16 protein-coding genes are annotated in these 18,561 nt (G+C 70.9%); 11 read left to right on the forward strand and 5 right to left on the reverse strand.

Annotated features, from left to right (window positions below):
- Nucleotides 1-50 precede the first annotated feature (50 nt).
- Complete coding sequence (locus tag ABZ953_RS05070; protein ID WP_266863289.1) at nucleotides 51-440, reverse strand: NADH-quinone oxidoreductase subunit A; 390 nt, start codon at nucleotides 438-440, stop codon at nucleotides 51-53.
- 256 nt (nucleotides 441-696) lie between these two features.
- On the opposite strand from ABZ953_RS05070, the gene ABZ953_RS05075 reads away from it, so the two are divergent.
- The 5 genes from ABZ953_RS05075 (at nucleotide 697) to ABZ953_RS05095 (ending at nucleotide 7,988) form a co-directional block, all read left to right on the forward strand.
- Nucleotides 697-1,884, forward strand: coding sequence for a sensor domain-containing protein (locus ABZ953_RS05075; protein WP_361716805.1), 1,188 nt, complete (start codon nucleotides 697-699; stop codon nucleotides 1,882-1,884).
- Nucleotides 1,885-2,179: 295 nt separating this feature from the next.
- Entirely contained in the window at nucleotides 2,180-3,538 is a 1,359-nt protein-coding gene (locus tag ABZ953_RS05080; RefSeq protein WP_361716808.1) for a sensor domain-containing protein, read from the forward strand.
- Nucleotides 3,539-3,914: 376 nt separating this feature from the next.
- On the forward strand, nucleotides 3,915-4,574 hold the full coding sequence (locus ABZ953_RS05085) for a response regulator transcription factor (protein WP_361717091.1): 660 nt from the start codon (nucleotides 3,915-3,917) through the stop codon (nucleotides 4,572-4,574).
- Between the two features lie 398 nt (nucleotides 4,575-4,972).
- The gene (locus ABZ953_RS05090; RefSeq protein WP_361716811.1) at nucleotides 4,973-6,904 is read left to right on the forward strand and encodes a 2-oxoacid:acceptor oxidoreductase subunit alpha; all 1,932 of its coding nucleotides are present in this window, start codon (nucleotides 4,973-4,975) and stop codon (nucleotides 6,902-6,904) included.
- Entirely contained in the window at nucleotides 6,897-7,988 is a 1,092-nt protein-coding gene (locus tag ABZ953_RS05095; protein WP_361716814.1) for a 2-oxoacid:ferredoxin oxidoreductase subunit beta, read from the forward strand. Before ABZ953_RS05090 ends, ABZ953_RS05095 begins: the two co-directional genes overlap by 8 nt.
- 48 nt (nucleotides 7,989-8,036) lie before the next feature.
- Here the strand turns inward: ABZ953_RS05095 and ABZ953_RS05100 are convergent, their stop codons facing one another.
- Nucleotides 8,037-8,456, reverse strand: a complete 420-nt coding sequence (locus ABZ953_RS05100) for a helix-turn-helix domain-containing protein (RefSeq protein ID WP_361716817.1) — start codon at nucleotides 8,454-8,456, stop codon at nucleotides 8,037-8,039.
- Nucleotides 8,457-8,585: 129 nt separating this feature from the next.
- On the opposite strand from ABZ953_RS05100, the gene ABZ953_RS05105 reads away from it, so the two are divergent.
- From ABZ953_RS05105 to ABZ953_RS05130, 6 genes are all read left to right on the forward strand, one after another.
- On the forward strand, nucleotides 8,586-9,476 hold the full coding sequence (locus ABZ953_RS05105) for an NAD(P)H-binding protein (protein ID WP_361716820.1): 891 nt from the start codon (nucleotides 8,586-8,588) through the stop codon (nucleotides 9,474-9,476).
- A 282-nt stretch (nucleotides 9,477-9,758) separates the two neighbouring features.
- On the forward strand, nucleotides 9,759-10,787 hold the full coding sequence (gene rarD, locus ABZ953_RS05110; RefSeq protein WP_361716823.1) for an EamA family transporter RarD: 1,029 nt from the start codon (nucleotides 9,759-9,761) through the stop codon (nucleotides 10,785-10,787).
- A 93-nt stretch (nucleotides 10,788-10,880) separates the two neighbouring features.
- The gene (locus tag ABZ953_RS05115) at nucleotides 10,881-11,333 is read left to right on the forward strand and encodes a VOC family protein (RefSeq protein ID WP_361716826.1); all 453 of its coding nucleotides are present in this window, start codon (nucleotides 10,881-10,883) and stop codon (nucleotides 11,331-11,333) included.
- Entirely contained in the window at nucleotides 11,285-12,973 is a 1,689-nt protein-coding gene (locus ABZ953_RS05120; protein ID WP_361716829.1) for a hypothetical protein, read from the forward strand. The genes ABZ953_RS05115 and ABZ953_RS05120 overlap by 49 nt, the downstream gene beginning before the upstream one ends.
- Before the next feature lie 200 nt (nucleotides 12,974-13,173).
- Nucleotides 13,174-14,118, forward strand: a complete 945-nt coding sequence (locus ABZ953_RS05125) for a M28 family metallopeptidase (protein WP_361716832.1) — start codon at nucleotides 13,174-13,176, stop codon at nucleotides 14,116-14,118.
- A gap of 184 nt (nucleotides 14,119-14,302) precedes the next feature.
- Nucleotides 14,303-14,899 (forward strand): NAD(P)H-dependent oxidoreductase, encoded by a 597-nt coding sequence (locus ABZ953_RS05130; protein WP_361716835.1) that lies wholly within the window; start codon nucleotides 14,303-14,305, stop codon nucleotides 14,897-14,899.
- Nucleotides 14,900-14,921: 22 nt separating this feature from the next.
- Here the strand turns inward: ABZ953_RS05130 and ABZ953_RS05135 are convergent, their stop codons facing one another.
- The 3 genes from ABZ953_RS05135 to ABZ953_RS05145 form a co-directional block, all read right to left on the reverse strand.
- Nucleotides 14,922-15,839, reverse strand: a complete 918-nt coding sequence (locus tag ABZ953_RS05135; RefSeq protein WP_361717094.1) for an ABC transporter permease — start codon at nucleotides 15,837-15,839, stop codon at nucleotides 14,922-14,924.
- Between the two features lie 40 nt (nucleotides 15,840-15,879).
- Nucleotides 15,880-16,902, reverse strand: coding sequence for an ABC transporter ATP-binding protein (locus ABZ953_RS05140; protein WP_361717097.1), 1,023 nt, complete (start codon nucleotides 16,900-16,902; stop codon nucleotides 15,880-15,882).
- A gap of 116 nt (nucleotides 16,903-17,018) precedes the next feature.
- On the reverse strand, nucleotides 17,019-18,356 hold the full coding sequence (locus tag ABZ953_RS05145; protein ID WP_361716838.1) for a DUF2092 domain-containing protein: 1,338 nt from the start codon (nucleotides 18,354-18,356) through the stop codon (nucleotides 17,019-17,021).
- Nucleotides 18,357-18,561 lie beyond the last annotated feature (205 nt).

Genomic DNA, 18,561 nt, shown 5'->3' on the forward strand with positions numbered 1-18,561 from the left:
CTGCGGCTGGGACTGCGGCTGCCCATTGGTGTGGGTGTGGGTGTCCGGGGTCACGTCCACGTCAGGACGCCCTTCTTGTATGCGTACAGCAGGCCCACGGTGAGGAAGCCGAGGAAGATGAACATCTCCACGAGCGTCGTCGCGCCGTAGCCGGGCGCGGCGAACACCGTCGCCCAGGGGAAGAGGAAGATCGAGTCGACGGCGAAGATCACGTAGAGGAACGCGTAGACGTAGTAGCGGACCTGGGTGTGGGCCCAGCCTTCGCCGACCGGGTCGACGCCGCACTCGTATGTCAGGAGTTTCTCCGGGGTGGGCACCACCGGGCGGAGCAGCCGCCCCGCGCCGAAGGCCACGGCGACGAACAGCACGCCCACGACGGCGAGCAGTCCGACGACGGAGTACGACTGGTAGTAGCTTGCCGCGACGTTCGTCACGTGCACGTCAGCCCCTCACTCCCTGACTCACTCACTGACCGTCCTCGACCTGACCCGTTCGACGATCTGTACGCACGGGAGTCTAGGGCCTGCTAAAGGTTCGGTAAGCAGAGCGTCACGCATCCGTCAGGGCACGGCGTCACGCTTCGGACAGCGGAGTACGGCGGAGTACGGCGGAGTACAGCGGGGTGGGGTTATCCCCCGGGCCCCCGGGCGGCCGCCCTCATGGCGCCGCGGCGGCGGGCCGGGCACCCTAGCGCGTATGACCGCACGCACCACGCCCCAGCACGACGACCGGCCGCCACCCGCGCGATTCGCGTACGACCGGCACACCTGGAAGGAGATCGCGCACCTCCTGGCGAACCTCCCGGCCGGAATCATCGGTTTCTTTTACGCGGTGATCGTGTTCGCCCTGGGCATCGGCCTGACGGTGACGGTGATCGGTCTGCCGCTGCTCGCGGCGGGGCTGCTCGGCGCGCGCCTGCTCGGCAAGTTCGAGCGGGAGCGGGCCAGGAAAATGCTCGGCGTGCACGTGGACGAGCCGAGTCCGATGCCGGGGTATCGCGGGCAGGGCATCCTCGGCCGGGTGTGGGCGAGCGTGAAGGACCCGGTGGGCTGGCGCACCATGCTGTATTGCTTCATCCGGCTGCCCTGGGGCGTGCTCACCTTCGCCGTCATGGCCACCGGCCTCTTCGTGCTCTGGCCGGTGCTGCCCTTCATCGCGCGTCTCCTCGCCAACGCCGACCGGGCGATGGTGCGCGGGCTGCTCTCGCCCTCCGACGAGTTGGAGCAGCGGATCGCCGAACTGGAGTCCGACCGCGGGGTGGTCGTGGACACCGCCGCCGCCGATCTGCGCCGCATCGAACGCGATCTGCACGACGGCGCGCAGGCCCGCCTGGTCGCCCTCGCCATGGGGCTCGGCCTCGCCAAGGAGAAGCTCCTCGAGGACCCCGACGCCGCGGCCTCGATGGTCGACGAGGCGCACGGCGAGGTGAAGCTGGCTCTGCAGGAGCTGCGCGACCTGGCCCGCGGCATCCACCCCGCCGTCCTCACCGATCGCGGTCTGAACGCCGCCCTCTCTTCGGTCTCGTCGCGCTGCACGGTGCCGGTGAAGGTCACCGCCGACCTGCCCGCGCGCCCCGCGGCCGCCATCGAGGGCATCGCGTACTTCACGGTCTCCGAACTCCTGCAGAACGTCAGCAAGCACAGCGGCGCCAAGTCCGCGAGCGTCGACGTCTGGCGGGCCGAGGACCGGCTGCTCATTCAGGTGTGGGACGACGGGCGCGGCGGGGCGCGGCTCGACGGCGGTACGGGCATGGCGGGGCTCGCGGACCGGCTCGGCGCGGTGGACGGGCTCTTCGTGATCGACTCGCCGGTGGGCGGTCCGACGACCGTCACGGCGGAGCTGCCGTGGCGCGACCGCCCGGCGGACGGCTCGCGCCGGGTCTGAAGCCGAACCTGGAACCGAACCTGGAGCCGGGCCCGGAGCCGAACCTGGAGCCGGGCCCGGAGCCGAACCTGGAGCCGGGCCCGGAGGTAGGGAAAACCCCCGGCCGAAGAGGCCGACGTACTCCATGGTCCGGAGCCGTCGCGACAGCGATTCTGGAACCACGGCAAACAGGCACGGCCGAAAGCCGCGCAGCCGCACAGCCGCACAGCGGCACAGCGGCACAGCGGCACAGCGGCACAGAGAACCGCGGACGCAGACGCAGACGCAGACGCAGACCTAGAAACGGACGGCATCGATGGCCACGGAGTACGGACAGGGGTACGCGCACATGGACCGGCCGGATTTCCGGGGTACCGACGTCGAGGAGCGGCGGCACCGCCTGCCCGCCGGACTGCGCGCCCCGGTGGAGGCCCGCACCTGGCGGGAGTTCGCCTACACGATGCTGAGCCTGCCGATCGGCATCACGTCCTTCGTCTTCGCCGTCGTGTCGCTCTCGCTCGGCGCGGGCCTGCTGATCACCTTCATCGGCATCCCGGTGCTCGCGGCCGGTCTGGCGGGCTGCCGGGGCATCGGAGCCCTGGAGCGGACGCGGGCGCGCGGGCTGCTCGGCCTAGAGGTCGCGCCGCCGGAGCCGCTGCGCCCCAAGGGCGGCGGCCCGATGGCGCTCATGGGGGCCGTCCTCAAGAGCGGCGCGTCCTGGCGGCACCTGTTGTACTCGCTGCTGATGCTGCCGTGGTCGGTCTTCTCGTTCGCGGTGGCGATCGTCTTCTGGGCGTACGGCTGGATGATGCTCACGTACCCGCTGTGGTTCTGGCTCTTCCCGATGTACGGCGGGCAGGACGGCATTCAGCTCTACAGCGACGACGGCCACCACATCTACCTCGACAACCCCTTCGAGATCGGCGTCACCGCGGCGACCGGGCTGCTCGTCACGCTGGCCACGCCGTGGATCCTGCGGGCCCTGACGACGGTGGACCGCGTCCTTGTGTTCGGGCTGCTCGGGCCCTCGCGGCTCGCGACCCGCGTCGTCGAGCTGGAGTCGGACCGCGGCGTCGTCGTGGACACCGCCGCCGCCGACCTGCGCCGCATCGAACGCGATCTGCACGACGGCGCGCAGGCCCGCCTGGTCGCCCTCGCCATGGATCTGGGCCTGGCCAAGGAGAAGCTCACCGAGGACCCGGAGGCCGCGGCGCGCATGGTCGACGAGGCGCACGGCGAGGTGAAGGTCGCCCTGCAGGAGTTGCGCGATCTGGCCCGCGGCATCCACCCCGCCGTCCTCACCGACCGCGGTCTGGACGCGGCGCTGTCCTCGCTCGCCGCCCGCTGCACGGTGCCGGTTCAGGTCGAGGTGGACCTGACGAGCCGCCCGGCGGCCGCCATCGAGGGCATCGCGTACTTCACGGTCTCCGAACTCCTGCAGAACATCAGCAAGCACAGCGGCGCCCGGGCCGCGGGCGTCGACGTCTGGCGGGCCGAGAACCGGCTGATGCTCCAGGTGACCGACAACGGGACGGGCGGCGCCGACGTCTCGGCGGGCTCCGGCCTCGCGGGGCTCGCGGAGCGGCTGGGCGCGGTCGACGGCATCCTGGTGGTCGATTCACCGGCGGGCGGCCCGACGGCGGTCACCGCCGAGCTGCCGTGGCGCCAGGCCTGATCCCCACTGATCCGCGCCGAGCTGCCGTGGCGCCAGGCCTGATCCCCACTGATCCGCACTGATCCGCGCTAATCCGCGCTAATCCGCGCTAATCCGCGCTGACCTGCACCGTTGCCGGTGCGCCGCCCCCGGTTCGTACGCCGAGCCGGGGGCGGCGCACGCGCGGGCGGACCGGTCGGCGACCGGCCCGGGTGACCGGCCCGGGTGACCGGTCCCGCGGGGAACCTGGCGACCAGTCCGGTGAGCCGCCCCGGATCGCGCGATACTGAGGTGCCGAGTGTTCGGCCGGGCGACACCGTCGCCGGGTCGATGCGGGCCAGACAAGCACGCCGGGGGGCCGAATAAAGTGCCGGGGGGCCAAAAAGTGGAGGACAAAGTGCGGGTGGTCATCGCCGAGGATTCAGTGCTGCTTCGGGAGGGCCTGACCCGGCTGCTGACCGACCGCGGGCACGATGTGGTGGCGGGAGTGGGGGACGCCGACGCGCTGATCAAGACGATCACCGACCTCGCCGCGCAGGACGACCTGCCGGACGTGGTCGTGGCCGATGTGCGGATGCCGCCGACCCACACCGACGAGGGCGTACGCGCCGCGGTGTATCTGCGCCATCAGCACCCGGAACTCGGGGTCCTGGTCCTTTCGCAGTACGTCGAGGAGCAGTACGCGACCGAACTGCTCGCCGGGTCGAGCCGGGGCGTGGGCTATCTGCTCAAGGACCGGGTCGCCGAGGTGCGGGAGTTCGTCGACGCGGTGGTCCGCGTCGCGGAGGGCGGCACGGCGCTCGACCCGGAGGTCGTGGCGCAGTTGCTCGGCCGCAGCCGAAAGCAGGACGTGCTCGCGGGGCTTACACCGCGCGAACGCGAGGTACTCGGTCTGATGGCCGAGGGACGGACCAACTCGGCGGTGGCCCGGCAGCTCGTGGTGAGCGACGGCGCCGTCGAGAAGCACGTGAGCAACATCTTCCTGAAGCTCGGCTTGTCCCAGAGTGACGGGGATCACCGGCGCGTGCTCGCGGTCCTCACCTACCTCAACTCATAAACAACTGACACCCAGTCAGGTAACTTCCGAACCGGCTCCCGAACCGATTTTCGAACCGGCCCCCGAACCGGGGATTCACGACAGCGGGAGCAGGGGTGATCACGGAGAGTCACCGCCGACCGGGGGGTCAAGGCGGGCGAGGGGCCCTAAACGGGCCCTAGATGAGTCCTAGACGGGTCTTAGACGAGTCCTAGAACCAAAGGATGAGCGGGGAGCGTCTTCCATGGAGGACCGGGGGCGAGGCAAACCATGGCAAATGAGTGCAACACGGCGTCTCAGAAGTGCTTCCATCGTGCGAACAACCCCAGGAAGGCACCCCTTACGGACGTAGGGTGGACCTTGGGAACGCCGGTCGTCCCGGCGATTCCGCTCAGTCGCCTCGAGGGAGGTCCAGTTCAGTGACCAGCCAGGTCAGTAGCCAAGCCGAGCAGGCCGACGGGGCAGTTGTCGGAGGCCAGCGCAAGCCTGCAGGTGACAAAGATGTGCGCCGTCTGGACCGGGTGATCATCCGTTTCGCGGGTGACTCCGGTGACGGGATGCAGCTCACGGGTGACCGGTTCACCTCGGAGACGGCGTCCTTCGGCAACGACCTGTCGACGCTGCCGAACTTCCCCGCGGAGATCCGTGCTCCGGCCGGAACACTGCCCGGGGTCTCCTCCTTTCAGCTGCACTTCGCCGACCACGACATCCTGACTCCGGGCGACGCGCCGAACGTACTGGTGGCGATGAACCCGGCGGCGCTGAAGGCGAACATCGGCGACGTGCCGCGCGGCGCCGAAGTCATCGTCAACACCGACGAGTTCTCCAAGCGCGCCATGCAGAAGGTCGGTTACGCCACCTCGCCCCTTGAGGACGGCTCCCTGGACGGCTACAGCGTCCACCCGGTGCCGCTGACCACGCTGACGGTGGAGGCCCTGAAGGACTTCGACCTCTCCCGCAAGGACGCGGGCCGCTCGAAGAACATGTTCGCGCTCGGCCTCCTTTCGTGGATGTACCACCGGCCGACCGCGGGCACCGAGAAGTTCCTGCGGACCAAGTTCGCCAAGCGCCCGGAGATCGCCGAGGCGAACATCGCGGCGTTCCACGCGGGTTGGAACTTCGGCGAGACCACCGAGGACTTCGCGGTCTCCTACGAGGTGGCCCCGGCGTCCCAGGCGTTCGCGACCGGCACCTACCGCAACATCTCGGGCAACCTGGCCCTGTCGTACGGCCTGATCGCGGCGGGCCGGCAGGCGGACCTGCCGCTGTACCTGGGCAGTTACCCGATCACACCGGCCTCGGACATCCTGCACGAGCTGTCCAGGCACAAGAACTTCGGCGTCCGCACGTTCCAGGCCGAGGACGAGATCGCGGGCATCGGCGCGGCCCTTGGTGCCGCGTTCGGCGGGTCCCTCGCGGTGACGACGACCTCAGGCCCCGGTGTGGCGCTCAAGTCCGAGACCATCGGCCTGGCCGTCAGCCTCGAACTGCCGTTGCTGATCGTCGACATCCAGCGCGGCGGCCCCAGCACGGGCCTGCCGACCAAGACCGAGCAGGCCGACCTGCTGCAGGCGATGTACGGGCGCAACGGCGAGGCGCCGGTGCCGATCGTGGCGCCGAAGACGCCCGCGGACTGTTTCGACGCGGCGCTGGAGGCGGCCCGGATCGCGGTGACGTACCGGACGCCGGTCTTCCTGCTGTCCGACGGCTATCTGGCCAACGGCTCGGAGCCCTGGCGCATTCCCGAGGTCGATGAACTGCCGGATCTGCGCGTGCAGTTCGCCTCCGGGCCCAACCACACCGAGGCCGACGGCACCGAGACCTTCTGGCCCTACAAGCGCGATCCGCAGACGCTGGCCCGACCGTGGGCGATCCCGGGCACGCCGGGCCTCGAGCACCGCATCGGCGGCATCGAGAAGCAGGACGGGACGGGCAACATCTCCTACGACCCGGCCAACCACGACTTCATGGTCCGCACCCGGCAGGCCAAGGTCGACGGCATCGAGGTGCCCGACGTGGAGGTCGACGACGCGGGCGGGGACGCCGACACGCTCGTCCTCGGCTGGGGTTCGACGTACGGGCCGATCACCGCGGCGGTCCGCCGGCTGCGCACCGCGGGCGAGTCCATCGCGCAGGCCCATCTGCGCCACCTCAACCCCTTCCCGCGGAATCTGGGCGAGGTCCTCGCGCGTTACGACAAGGTGGTGATCCCCGAGATGAACCTCGGTCAGCTCGCCACGCTGGTCCGTGCGAAGTACCTGGTGGACGCCGTCTCGTACAACCAGGTCAACGGAATGCCTTTCAAGGCCGAGCAGCTCGCCACGGCTCTCAAGGAGGCCATCGATGGCTGACACTCAGACGGCCGGGCCGGAGGGGACCGGGGGCACGATCGAAGCGCTTTCCCTGGTGCCCAAGGCCGACGCCCAGCAGTCCATGAAGGACTTCAAGTCCGACCAGGAGGTGCGCTGGTGCCCCGGCTGCGGTGACTACGCCGTACTGGCCGCCGTGCAGGGCTTCATGCCCGAACTGGGCCTGGCGAAGGAGAACGTCGTCTTCGTCTCGGGCATCGGCTGCTCCTCCCGCTTCCCGTACTACATGAACACGTACGGGATGCACTCCATCCACGGCCGCGCCCCGGCCATCGCCACCGGCCTCGCCTCCTCGCGGCGGGACCTGAGCGTGTGGGTGGTCACCGGCGACGGCGACGCGCTGTCCATCGGCGGCAACCACCTCATCCACGCCCTGCGCCGCAACGTGAACCTGAAGATCCTGCTGTTCAACAACCGGATCTACGGCCTCACGAAGGGCCAGTACAGCCCGACCTCCGAGGTCGGCAAGATCACCAAGTCGACGCCGATGGGCTCCCTGGACGCGCCCTTCAACCCGGTCTCGCTGGCCATCGGCGCGGAGGCGTCCTTCGTGGCGCGGACCGTGGACTCCGACCGCAAGCACCTCACCTCGGTGCTCCGCGAGGCCGCCGCGCACCCCGGCACCGCGCTGGTGGAGATCTACCAGAACTGCAACATCTTCAACGACGGTGCCTTCGAGGTGCTCAAAGACAAGCAGCAGGCCGAGGAGGCGGTGATCCGCCTGGAGCACGGGCAGCCGATCCGCTTCGGCACCGAAGGCTCGAAGGGTGTCGTGCGCGACGCGGTGACCGGTGACCTCAAGGTCGTCGCCGTCACGCCGGAGAACGAGGCCGACGTCCTGGTCCACGACGCCCACTCCACGTCGCCGACCACGGCCTTCGCGCTGTCCCGGCTCGCCGACCCGGACACCCTGCACCACACCCCGATCGGCGTCCTGCGCAACGTCGAACGCCCGGTCTACGACACGCTCATGGCCGACCAGCTCGACAGCGCCATCGAGCAGAACGGCAAGGGCGACCTGGCGACGCTCCTGGCGGGCAAGGACACCTGGACGGTCGTCGGCTAGCTCAGCACGACCACCCGCCACGACCATCCGAGGCCCGGTTCTGGTCTTTCAGGACCGGGCTTCGTCGTACTCCAGGCGCGCCTCGTCGTATTTCAGGCGCGCCTCGTCGTATTTCAGGCGCGCCTTCCGTACGTCGTCCATGCGCCGTTCCGTCCACATCGCGAGGGTCCTGACCTGCTCCGCGGCCTCGCGCCCCAGCCCGGTCAGGGAGTAGTCGACGCGGGGCGGGATGACCGGCTTGGCGTCGCGGTGCACCAGGCCGTCGCGTTCCAGCGTCTGCAAGGTCTGGGCCAGCATCTTCTCGCTGACGCGGCCGATCTCGCGACGCAGCTCGCTGAACCGGTACGAGCGCTCCTCCAGGGCGATCAGGACGAGGACGCCCCAGCGGCTCGTGACGTGCTCCAGGACGAGGCGGTACGGGCACATCTCCTCGCCCACCGCGCTCCAGCCGCTTCCGCTTACGTTCATGAGCTGCTTGCGAAGCTGCTTACGTTCATGCCAGTACCTTACTTCAAAGTGGGTACTTACGAATAGTTAGCGCTGCACCTAGGGTGGGTGGCAGACCAGTCGTAGCGCAACAAAACGGAGATAGCACCCATGAGCATCGTCGTCACCGGAGCCACCGGAAACCTGGGCCGCCTCGTCATCGAGGGGCTGCTCGACGCCCGTGTCCCGGCCGGGAAGATCGCGGCCGTCGTACGCGACAAGGAGCGGGCCGCCGACCTCGCCGAGCGCGGCATAGAGCTGCGCATCGCGGACTACAGCGTCCCCGAGACCCTGCGCGGCGCCTTCGCAGCGGGTGACCGCGTCCTGATGATCTCCGGCAGCGAGGTCGGGCGGCGCGTGCCGCAGCACCGCGCGGTCGTCGACGCGGCGCGCGAGGCGGGCGTCGCGCTCCTCGCGTACACGGGGATCCTCGGCGGCCCGGACGCCGACTTCGAGCTGGCGGCCGAGCACAAGGTGACCGAGCAGCTGATCCTCGACTCCGGCCTGCCGTACACCTTCCTGCGCAACGGCTGGTACCACGAGAACTACACCGAGCACCTCGCCCCGGTCCTTGAGCACGGCGCCGTCGTCGCCTCCGCGGGCGAGGGCCGGGTCGCCTCCGCCTCGCGCGCCGACTACGCCGCGGCCGCCGTCGCGGTCCTGACCGGCGAGGGTCACGAGGGCGAGGGTCACGAGGGCAAGGGTCACGAGGGCAAGGTCTACGAGCTGAGCGGCGACGTCGCGTGGGGCTTCGCCGAGTACGCCGCGGTGGTCGCGGAGCTGAGCGGCAAGGACATCTCGTACGCGAACGTTTCCGCGGAGCAGCACCTGGCCGTGCTGACCGGGGCGGGGGTGCCGGAGCCCATGGCGGCGCTTCTCGTGGACGTGGACGCGGGGGTCGGGCGGGGGCGCCTCGCGGGGACGAGTGGGGATCTGGCGCGGTTGATCGGGCGGCCCACTACGGGTATCGCTGACGCTGTGTCGGCGGTGCTCAGGGGTTGAGGGCCCGCCCCTCCCCGGGCGGGGGGCGGGGACTTCGGGCACCGCTCATCGCCCTGCGGGCTCGTCCTCAAACGCCGGACGGGCTGGATTGTCACCCTGCGGGCAGCTTGTCCTCAAGCGCCGGACGGGCTGGAGAGTCGCCCGGCGGGCTGGATGGACGCCCCTGGGGGGCGGCAAGGTGGGTGGGTCATGAGTGTTCTTGCGATACGGGCATGACAGGCGCGGGGTTTCGGCGCTACCTTCAGTTCGGCAGTGTGGGCTGCCTCGTAGCTAGGAGGGGCCGTGGAGAGCGGAGCAGCCGGGACGTCCAGGAGCGAGCAGCGCAGCGGGCTGCTGAACGGGTTCGCCGCCTACGGGATGTGGGGGCTCATCCCCCTCTTCTGGCCGCTCCTCAAACCGGCCGGCGCCGCCGAGATCCTCGCCCACCGGATGGTCTGGTCCCTCGTCGTGGTCGGCATCGCGCTGCTCTGCATCCGGCGCTGGGACTGGGCGCGTGAGCTGCTGCGCCAACCGCGCAGGCTGGGCCTGGTGGGGGTCGCCGCGGCGGTCATCACCGTCAACTGGGGCATCTACATCTGGTCCGTGAACTCCGGGCACGTCGTGGAGGCCTCGCTCGGCTACTTCATCAACCCGCTGGTCACCATCGCCATCGGCGTCCTGCTGCTCGGCGAGCGGCTGCGCCCCGTGCAGTGGACGGCGGTCGGCATCGGCGTCGCGGCCGTGCTCGTGCTCGCCTTCGGGTACGGCAGGCCGCCGTGGATCTCGCTCAGTCTCGCCTTCACCTTCGCGGCGTACGGCCTGGTGAAGAAGAAGGTCAACCTCGGCGGCCTGGAGTCGCTCGCCGCCGAGACCGCCGTGCAGTTCCTGCCCGCCCTCGGCTACCTGGTGTGGATCGCCGCGCACGGTGACATCGTGTTCGGCACGCGGGGCGCCGGACACGCGTCGCTGCTCGCGGCCACGGGCGTGGTGACCGCCGCGCCCCTGGTCTGCTTCGGGGCCGCGGCGATCCGGGTGCCGCTCTCCACTCTGGGGCTGCTGCAGTACCTCGCGCCGGTCTTCCAGTTCGTGCTCGGAATCCTGTACTTCCACGAGGCGATGCCGCCCGAGCGGTGGGCGGGCTTCGGGCTCGTGTGGCTGGCGCTCTCGCTCCTGACCTGGGACGCGTTGCGCGCGGCACGGCGGAACGCGGTCCGGCTCGCCGCCGCGCGGGCGGCGTCCGCCGCTGATGCCAAGGCTGATGCCGGTGCCGGTGCCGATGCCGGTGCCGGTGCCGATGCCGGTGCCGGTGCCGGGCGGCAGCCCGCCGTCTGACCTTCCGCGTCGCACCCGCTCTTTCCGGACCTGTTCGGTCCTGTTCGGTGCGGTCCCGTGCGGCGACGCCCCGTAACCCTTATAACTGGTTACATGACAACGCTGCACTGGAAGCTCGTCATTGACGCCGCCGACCCGCACGCCCAAGCCGCCTTCTGGGCCGACACGTTGGGGTACGAGATCGAGGACAACAGCTCGCTGATCGACCGACTGCTCGGCCTCGGGGCGGCGCCGGAGGCCGCGACCGTCGAGTTCCGCGGCCGCCGCGCCTGGCGCGACCTCATCGCCGTCCGCCACCCCGACGACCCGTATGACGAGGCGAGCGGCACGGGTCTGGGCCGCCGGATCCTCTTCCAGCGCGTGACCGAGACCAAGACCGGCAAGAACCGGCTGCACCTCGACGTCCACACCGGTCCCGGCAGCCGCGACGACGAGGTGGCCCGGCTCGAAGCGCTGGGCGCCGCCGTGGAGCGGCACGTCAAGGAACCCGGCGGCGAGTGGGTGATCATGACGGACCCGGAGGGGAACGAATTCTGCGTCCACTGAGACCTTCGCGCGCCCACCGTTCCCTCCCCACCCACCGTTCCCTCCCCACCCACCGTTCGTTCCCCGACCACCGTCCGCTCCCCGGCCATCACCTTCCTCCCGCCCACCGCCTTCTCCTCGCCGTCTGCGGTGTCTTCGCGGCGCTGTCGCTCGCCCTCGTTCCGCTCACCCTGCCCCTCGGCTGGGACGAGCTCGTCTACGCCGGGCGCTTCTCCCCGTACGCCCCCGGCACACCCTTCAGCGCGCCCCGCACCCGGGGCGTGCCGTTCCTCATCGCGCCCGTGGCCGCCTGGAGCGACTCCGTGGTGCTGCTCAGGGTGTGGCTGACGCTCCTCGCGACCGCCGCCCTCTACCTGGGGTTCCGGCCCTGGCTGCGCGTCCTGCACCGGCCAACGGCGGCACCCGTCGCCGCCGCACTGTACGGCGGCCTGTGGATCGCACTGTTCTACGCGAGCTCCGCGATGCCCAACCACTACACCGCCATGGGCGCCGTCGGAACGGTCGGCCTCTTCCTGCGGCCGAGGCAGTCCGCGGCATCCCGCGGCGGGATCGCGGCAGGCATCGCCCTGGCCACCCTGATGAGGCCCAACGACGGCGCCGCCCTGGGCCTGCCCCTGCTCCTCGCCGCTCTGCTGGCCCCCGCCTGGCGGGGGCGCGGTCGCGGTCACGGTCGCGTGTCGGCCGTGCTCGGCGGGCTCGCGGCGGGTGCGCTGCCGTGGATCATCGAGGCGTACGTCCGTTTCGGCGGCCTCCGCGAACGGCTGAACCAAGCCAGTGAGGTGCAGGGGCATCTGCGGCCGCTGCTCTCCCTCACCCACCATCTGACCGTCATGGACGGGCCGTTGCTCTGCCGACCCTGCGGCGGCGACGGCCACCGCCCCACGGTGGCGACGTGGTGGTTCGTGCTGCCGCTGCTGGTGGCGGTGGGGCTGTGGAGCGTACGCGGCGGGCGTCCGGGAGCGGGTCCTGGTCTTGGTCCTGGTCCGGGTCCTGGTCCGGGTCCTGGTCCTGGTCCTGGTCCTGGTCCGGGGCCTCGCGAACGTCACGCGCCCGTACTCCGCGGCTGTCTGCTCGCCGTCGCCGCGGCCCTGGCCATCGCCCTCCCCTACCTCCTCCTCGTCCCCTACGCCGCCCCGCGCTTCCTCCTCCCCACCCACGCCCTGCTCGCCCCGCCCGCGGCCCTCGGAGTGCTCGCCCTCGTCGACGCCGTCCGCGCCTCCCGGTGGCCGCGCGCGGGTGCCGCTGTCCTCGGCCTCGCCCTCGCCGGTCACCTCGCCGTCCAACTCCCGCTGGTCCACGGCAACGCCAGGATCCAGGCGGGCGCCCGCGGCGACTGGGCACGGATCGCCGACGTCCTGCACGAGCACGGCGTCGGCACGGACGCCGGAACGCCCCCGCGCGCCCCGCACCCCCCGCACCCCCCGTGCGTCCTGCGCGGCAACGCCTCGGTGATCCCCGTCGCGTACGCCACCGGATGCGCGCCCGGCACCCCCGTAGACCCCGACGACCCCGACGACCCGCGCCGCCCCACCGCCCTGGTCCTGCGCCGAGCGGAACCCCCGCGCTGGGCCCGCGCCTGGCCCCGGCACCCCGTACCCGGCACCTACGCCCCGGGGTGGGTCGTCCACGTACGTCCGTAACGCGCATCCGCGCCCGCCCCAACGCCCGCACGCTATCCGGAACTCCGCACCCGCTCTGCGGTCTTGACGGCGCACGTGTCACCCACGCACCATCAGGCAACTCCGAACTCGTGTGCCACACGCGCGGGTTCGAGTGCGAGCATCAGTGCGCTCGCGCGCCACCCCCCACACACAAAAGAATCGGAAGCCGGAGCCCCCACATGAAACTCTCCGTTCCCGGACGTACCGCGGCGGCCGCTGTCCTGGCCGTCGCCGGACTCCTCGCGACCAACGCGATATCCACCGCGGCGCCCGCCCCCAAGGCCGCCGCCGCCCCCGACATATCCGTCGCCAACGTCAAGGCCCACCTCGCCGACCTCCAGGCCGTCGCGGACGCCAACGGAGGCAACCGCGCGCACGGCAGCGCCGGTTACAAGGCCTCCATCGACCAGCTGAAGAGCAAGCTCGACGCCGCCGGATTCACCACCTCCGTGCAGGAGTTCACGGCGAGCGGTGAGACCGGCTACAACCTGATCGCCGACTGGCCGGGCGGCGACGAGGGCAAGGTCGTCATGGCGGGCGCCCACCTCGACAGCGTCTCCGAGGGGCCCGGCATCAACGACAACGGCTCCGGCTCCGCCGCCATCCTGGAGACCGCGCTCACCGTCGCCCGCGAGAAGTACCAGCCCTCCAAGCATCTGCGGTTCGCCTGGTGGGGCGCCGAGGAGATCGGCCTGGTCGGCTCCTCGCACTACGTCGACAGCCTGGCCGGCGACGACCGTTCGAAGATCAGCGGCTATCTGAACTTCGACATGATCAGCTCCCCGAACGCCGGTTACTTCGTCTACGACGACGACCCCGCGATCGAGAAGACCTTCAAGGACTACTACGCGGGCCTGAACGTCACCACGGAGCCGGACGACGAGGGCGACGGCCGCTCCGACCACGCGCCGTTCCAGCAGGCGGGCGTCCCGGTCGGCGGCCTGTTCAGCGGCGCCGAGAGGACCAAGTCGGCGGAGCAGGCGCAGCAGTGGGGCGGTACGGCGGGCGAGGCGTTCGACAAGTGCTACCACTCGGCCTGCGACAAGGAGTCGAACATCGACGGGACCGCGCTCGACCGCAACAGCGACGCGATCGCGTACGCGGTGTGGGGCCTCTCCTCGTAGTCGGCGGCCTCTCCTCGTAGTCGGCGGGCTCCCTTCGTAGTCGGTGCGGGCCCCTGAGCAGGGCCCGCCCGGTCCCCCTGGCGCCCCCTGGACGGCATTGCTTGCGCGTGCATATAGTGCACGTGCAAGTAATCGCCGTGGCCAGACATGGGCGCGCGTACACAAGCGACTCCAGGGGGATCCCATGACCCGCTCGTTCCTCTTCGTTCTCGGCAGCGCCCGCTCCGGGGGCAACACCGAGCTCCTGACCCGCAAGGCCGCCGAGCAGCTCCCCCCGGACGTGGAGCAGCGCTGGATCGATCTCGCCGAGCTGTCGCTGCCCGACTTCGAGGACGTACGCCACGACGCGAGCCGCGAGCAGAGGGCGCGGCCCCGCCCCGTCGGCACCAACGAAGCGGTGCTCCTTGACGCCACGCTGGAGGCGACGGACATCGTCATCGCGTCGCCCCTGTACTGGTACTCGCTCTCCGCCACCGTCAAGCGCTACCTCGACTACTGGGACGCATGGCTGGAGACGCCGGAGATCTCCTTCAAGGAGACGCTGAAGGGCCGCACCCTGTGGGGCGTGACCGCGCTCGCGCACCGCGAGGAGGAGGTGGCGGACCCGCTGGTCGGCACGTTGCGCAACACCGCCGCGTTCTTCCCGATGCGCTTCGGCGGCGTCCTGCTCGGCAACGGCACCCGGCCCGGCCACGTCCTGGAGGACACCGAGGCCCTGGCCCGCGCCAAGACGTTCTTCGCGCAGGAGCCGCCCCTGGCCCGGTACCCGTACGACAACTGAGGTCCCGTACGGTCGCCAGGCGTTACGCCATGATGTCCTTCGCCCCGAACCGCGCCCACGCCGCCGAGCCGAACACGGCCGCGTACAGGCCCTGCATCTGCAGGTTCTTGATGATGTCGTCCCAGTAGACGGGCTCGCGCATCAAGTCGGCGAAGGAGAGCCAGTAGTGCGAGAAGAAGTACGGGTGGAGGCCGTGCAACTGCGGGATCTGGTCGAGGATCTGGACCGTGATCAGCAGGCCGACGGTCGTCGCCATCGCCGCGATGCCGCTGCTGGTGAGCGTCGAGACGAACAGGCCGAGCGCCGCCACGCCGATCAGGGACACGGCGACGACGAGGGCGATCAGCAGGGCCCGCAACAGCCCCTCGCCGAAGCCCATACGGGTACCCGAGATCGTGGTGACATCGCCGAGCGGGAAGAGCAGCGCGCCCGTCGCGAGCGCCGACGTGGCGACGACCAGGGTCGCGACCAGGCAGAACGTCAGCGTGGTCGCGTACTTGACGAGGAGCAGCCGGGTCCGCCCCGCGGGCGCGACGAGCAGATAGCGCAGGGTGCCCGCGCTCGCCTCGCCCGCGACGGCGTCACCGGCGATCACGCCGATCGCCATCGGCAGGAAGAACGGCAGCGTCGCGGCGAGCGCGGTGAAGACCAGGAACAGGCCGTTGTTGGTGATCTGCGCGATGAAGGCCGGGCCGCCTTCACCGCCGCCCCCAGCCCCGCCGCCGCCGATCGTGGAGCCGTCGCTCGTCTCGATCTTGACGGCGATGCCGACGAGGATCGGCACGGCGGCGAGCACCGCGAGCAGCGCGAGGGTCCGCCAGCGGCGGAAGGTGATCGTGAGCTCGCTGCGGAAGAGACCGAGGGTCCAGCTCCACCGCGGTGCCCGCGGGCCGTCCGCCACCGTCGGGCCGTCCGCCACCGTCGGACCACCCGCCGCCATCGGGCCGCCCGCCGCCGTCGGCCCGGACGCGGCCGTGACCTCAGCCCGCGACATCGAAGCCCTCCCCCGTCAGCGCCACGAACGCGTCCTCCAGCGAGGCCCGTTCGACCCCGAAGCCGCGGACGCGGACCCCCGCCCCGACCAGCGCGGCGTTCAGCTCGGCCAGGTCAACGTCCGGCCCGCCCGACCCGTCCGGCCCGCCCGGCCCGTCCTGCCCCGGCGGTTCGCCCGTCACCCGGTCCTCCGTCACGACGAGATCCGTCACACCCTGCTCCTTGAGGACGCGGGCGGCGTCGCCCGGGTCCGGTGTCGTCACCACGAGCCTGCCGCGCGCGCCCGCCGCGAGTTCGGCGACCGAGCCCTGGGTGATCAGGCGCCCCTGCGTCATCACGGCCACATGCGTGCAGACCTGCTCGATCTCGTCGAGGAGGTGCGAGGAGAGGAAGACCGTCGTGCCCTCCGCCGCCAGCTCCCGCACCAGCGTGCGGATCTCGCGCATGCCCTGCGGGTCGAGGCCGTTCGTCGGCTCGTCAAGGACGAGGAGCCTGCGCGGCTGGAGCAGGGCGGCGGCGAGCCCGAGCCGCTGCTTCATGCCGAGGGAGTACGCCTTCGCCTTCTTGCCCGCGGCCGCGGTGAGCCCGACCCGGTCAAGGGCCGCCTCGGCCCGCGCCCGGCGGGTCCGCGGATCGGCGTCCGGGTCCGCGGAGTCGTACCGCAGCAGGTTGTCGCGGCCCGACAGGAAGCCGTAGAGGGCGGGGCCCTCGATCAGCGCGCCCACGTGCGGGAGCACCGCGCGGGTGGCGCGCGGCATGGGGCGGCCGAGGACCTCGGCGCGGCCGGAGGTCGGCTCGATGAGGCCCATCAGCATGCGGATCGTGGTCGTCTTGCCCGAGCCGTTCGGCCCGAGGAACCCAAAGACGCTGCCTTCGGGGACGGCGAGGTCGAGCCGGTCGACGGCCAGGTGTTTTCCGTACCGTTTGGTGAGCGCGTGCGTCTCGATGACGTGCGCCACCGAGGCATCCCCTGCTGAGGCGTCCCCCGCCGTGGCGGAGGCCTCCCTCACCGAACTGCCGCTGGTGCCCGGCACGTTGCCCTCCCGTCGTTCAACGAGACGGATGGAAGGTGCCCTGTCGCTTTCGGCACCTTCCATCCGCCGTGTCCCCAGGCCGTACGCACTCGCTAGTGCGCCTCGTTCGCCGCCTTCACCAGCGCGTCCTTGGTGACCGCGCCCACGTAGACCTTGCCGTCATCGGTGATGAGGGCGTTGATCAGGCGGGTCGAGAAGACCGTGCCGGAGCCGAACTCGCCGTCGACCTGGTCGCCCAGCGAGTCGAGCAGCTTCTGCGCGTCCGGCGGGACCTCGCCCGAACCGGCCGTCGGCAGCCCCTGGCCGCCCGGCAGCTTCAGCTCGGCTATGGAGCCCCAGCCCGACCCGATGATCTTCGGTTCGTTGAGGTCCCCCTTGCCGGACTCCCTGCCGAACTCCTTGCCGAACTCCTTGTCGAACTCCCTGCCGAACTCCTTGCCGCCCTTGCCCTTGAAGCCGCGGTCCGGCGTGGCGTGCTCGTCGGCCTCGGTGACCTTCGTGCCCTTGGGCGGCGCGAAGTCGAACGTGTCCGCGGACGGCTTGCCGAAGTCGACCTTCGTGAAGCCCGCGTCGACGACGGCCGCGCCGCCGGAGGCCGGGGTCAGGGTGAACTTGAGCGGCGTGCCGGTCTTCTCGTCGACGGCGACCGTGATGCGGCCGACCGTCGAACCGGCGTCCTTCGGCTGGATCACCAGGCGGTACGCGTCGCGGCCCGCGACCTGCGCGGTGCCGTCGACCTTCACGGAGGTGGTGCCGTCGACGGCCTTCAGGGCCTGCTCGGCGAACTCCTTGGGGGTGGAGGGGAGCTCCCCCTTCAGCTCCTTCGGCATGCCCTTGTCGCCGTGGCCACCCCTGCCGCCCTTATCGCCCTCATCGCGCGTCTCCGAAGAGGCGCCTTCGCCCTTCGCGTGGTAGGCCTCGTTCGACGCGCTGTCGTACGCCCACACGTCGTCGCCGTTGTGGATCATGCTGTACTCGGCGGCGTCCTCCAGGACGGACACCTTCTGCTTGTCGGGGCCATCGGCCGCGACGCGCAGCGTGTGCGTGCCGGACGCCAGCTCCATCAGCTTGCTCTTGGGGTCGGCCGCCGAGCCCTTGCCCTCGCCATCCTCGCCGCGGTCCGCCCCGCCGCCGCCACCCGCGAAGCCGCCCGCCATGCCGCCGATCGACGGCAGGCCCAGGTCAGTGCTGATCTTGACGTTGCCGGACAGCTGCTGTGTGTCCGACGCGGCGATCTTCTCGATGAGCTCCTGCGCGGTGACCTTCGGCAGGTCCGGGTCGCCCGAGGTGGCGAGAGCCGGGACGAGCCCGATGGTCGCCGCCGCCACCCCCGCCACCGCGATCGGGAGCGCGTAGCGGGCCGCCTTGCGGCGTCCTGCGCGCAGTTCCCCGGCCTCGCTGGTGTCCTTCTCCGGTTCGTACGGTGCCATTGTCTGCCTTACCTCCGTGGTCGGCGGCGGCCTTCCCTGTACGTGCCCTCGTCCACCCTGTGCCGCCATTCTCACCCGAATTGGTCAGGAGTGGTGGTTCTCTCTGGGATCCATCCGACCAAATCGGCCGACGAGAAGCGTCAGACCCGGGGCGCAACTCCGTGTACTGCCCTGGGATGAGACGGAGCGGCCATTCCTCCCCCGT

This window comes from Streptomyces sp. NPDC046465 (assembly GCF_040646035.1).
Taxonomy (GTDB): domain Bacteria; phylum Actinomycetota; class Actinomycetes; order Streptomycetales; family Streptomycetaceae; genus Streptomyces.

What these genes read in the sequence shown, in the direction of transcription:
- ABZ953_RS05075 (WP_361716805.1), top strand. Translation starts at nt 697, where the DNA reads ATGACCGCACGCACCACGCCCCAGCACGACGACCGGCCGCCACCCGCG.
- ABZ953_RS05080 (WP_361716808.1), top strand. Translation starts at nt 2,180, where the DNA reads ATGGCCACGGAGTACGGACAGGGGTACGCGCACATGGACCGGCCGGAT.
- ABZ953_RS05095 (WP_361716814.1), top strand. Translation starts at nt 6,897, where the DNA reads ATGGCTGACACTCAGACGGCCGGGCCGGAGGGGACCGGGGGCACGATC.
- ABZ953_RS05100 (WP_361716817.1), bottom strand. Translation starts at nt 8,456, where the DNA reads ATGAACGTAAGCGGAAGCGGCTGGAGCGCGGTGGGCGAGGAGATGTGC.
- ABZ953_RS05105 (WP_361716820.1), top strand. Translation starts at nt 8,586, where the DNA reads ATGAGCATCGTCGTCACCGGAGCCACCGGAAACCTGGGCCGCCTCGTC.
- ABZ953_RS05115 (WP_361716826.1), top strand. Translation starts at nt 10,881, where the DNA reads ATGACAACGCTGCACTGGAAGCTCGTCATTGACGCCGCCGACCCGCAC.
- ABZ953_RS05125 (WP_361716832.1), top strand. Translation starts at nt 13,174, where the DNA reads ATGAAACTCTCCGTTCCCGGACGTACCGCGGCGGCCGCTGTCCTGGCC.
- ABZ953_RS05130 (WP_361716835.1), top strand. Translation starts at nt 14,303, where the DNA reads ATGACCCGCTCGTTCCTCTTCGTTCTCGGCAGCGCCCGCTCCGGGGGC.
- ABZ953_RS05135 (WP_361717094.1), bottom strand. Translation starts at nt 15,839, where the DNA reads ATGGCGGCGGGTGGTCCGACGGTGGCGGACGGCCCGACGGTGGCGGAC.
- ABZ953_RS05145 (WP_361716838.1), bottom strand. Translation starts at nt 18,356, where the DNA reads ATGGCACCGTACGAACCGGAGAAGGACACCAGCGAGGCCGGGGAACTG.